At 63.4% G+C, this 1,549-nt stretch carries 1 protein-coding gene and 1 pseudogene; both read left to right on the top strand.

Annotation, left to right across the window (positions count from 1 at the left end; all coding sequences use genetic code 11):
* Nucleotides 1–2 precede the first annotated feature (2 nt).
* Nucleotides 3–1,340: a ribosome biogenesis GTPase Der gene (gene der / locus AC1DYI_RS35230; protein ID WP_477208741.1), complete on the top strand. Its 1,338-nt coding sequence runs from the start codon at nucleotides 3–5 to the stop codon at nucleotides 1,338–1,340.
* A 145-nt stretch (nucleotides 1,341–1,485) separates the two neighbouring features.
* Nucleotides 1,486–1,549 (top strand): annotated as a pseudogene (locus AC1DYI_RS35225) (RNA chaperone Hfq); the annotation flags it as partial.

Here is a 1,549-nt window from a genome sequence, read left to right as displayed (position 1 = left end):
CCTTGAAACCCGTTATCGCCCTGGTGGGGCGTCCCAACGTCGGCAAGTCCACGCTCTTCAACCGCATGACGAAGAGCCGCGATGCGATCGTGGCCGACTTTGCCGGCTTGACGCGTGACCGCCACTATGGCGACGGCCGCCTGGGCAGCCGCGAGTTCATCGTCATCGACACCGGTGGCTTCGAGCCCGACAGCACGACAGGCATCGTCAAGGAAATGGCGCGCCAGACGCGCCAGGCCGTGGCCGAAGCCGACGTGGTGGTTTTCGTCGTCGATGTGCGCACGGGCCTGTCCGGCCAAGACCAGGACATCGCTCGCTACCTGCGCCAGGCCAACAAGCGCGTGCTGCTCGCGGTCAACAAGGCCGAAGGCATGTCCGAATCGCCGCTGCTGGCCGAGTTCTACGAGCTGGGCATGGGTGAGCCGCACCCGGTGTCCGCAGCGCACGGGCAGGGCATCCGCAGTCTGCTGGAAGCGGCGCTGATCGACTTCCCGGAAGAAGACGAAGAAGCCGCTGAAGCCGACGAGAACGGGCCGATCCGCCTGGCCGTGTCTGGCCGGCCGAACGTTGGCAAATCGACACTGATCAATACCTGGCTCGGTGAAGAGCGCTTGATCGCGTTCGACATGCCGGGCACGACGCGTGACGCGATCCACGTGCCGTTCGAGCGCGACGGCAAGCGCTTCGAGTTGATCGACACCGCCGGCCTGCGCCGCAAGGGCAAGGTCTTCGAAGCGATCGAGAAGTTCTCGGTCGTGAAGACGCTGCAGGCGATCGCCGACGCCAACGTCGTCGTGCTGATGGTCGATGCCACGCAAGGCGTGAGCGACCAGGACGCGCACATCGCCGGCTACATCCTCGACTCTGGCCGCGCGGTCGTGATCGCGATCAACAAGTGGGATGCGATCGACAGCTACCAGCGCCAGATGCTGGAGCGCTCGATCGAGCAGCGTCTCGCGTTCCTGAAGTTCGCGCCCATCCTGCACATCTCGGCGCTGAAGCGCGTCGGGCTTGGTCCGCTGTGGAAGGCGATCGCCGATGCCCATGCGTCAGCCACCAAGAAGATGCCGACGCCGGTGCTGACGCGTTTGCTGCACGAAGCGGTGGAGCAMCAGGCGCCGAAGCGCGCCGGCGCCTTCCGGCCCAAACTGCGCTATGCCCACCAAGGCGGGATGAACCCGCCGATCATCGTGATCCACGGCAATTCGCTGGAGCACATCACCGATTCGTACAAGCGTTATCTCGAAGGGCGATTCCGCGAGCATTTCAAGCTCGTCGGCACGCCGATGCGCATCGAAATGAAACTCTCTCGGAACCCTTTCGCCGAAGGCGAACACTGAGAACTGGGGCCTCAAGGTCACACCCAGCTGCCGCGGGCGACTTGATTCCCTTGCAAGGCGGTGCCAAAGGCACCAAAGGGGCCGGATTTCTGGCCCGCTGTGTTAACGTGACAACTCCAACACTTCTTCCAACACGGAGCATATCGTGAGTAATAAAGGGCAACTCCTACAAGACCCCTTCCTGAACCTGCTGCGCAAGGAGCACGTTC

The organism is Ideonella sp. P3_A4 (genome assembly GCF_056403075.1).
This window is presented reverse-complemented; position numbering and strand designations above follow the sequence as displayed.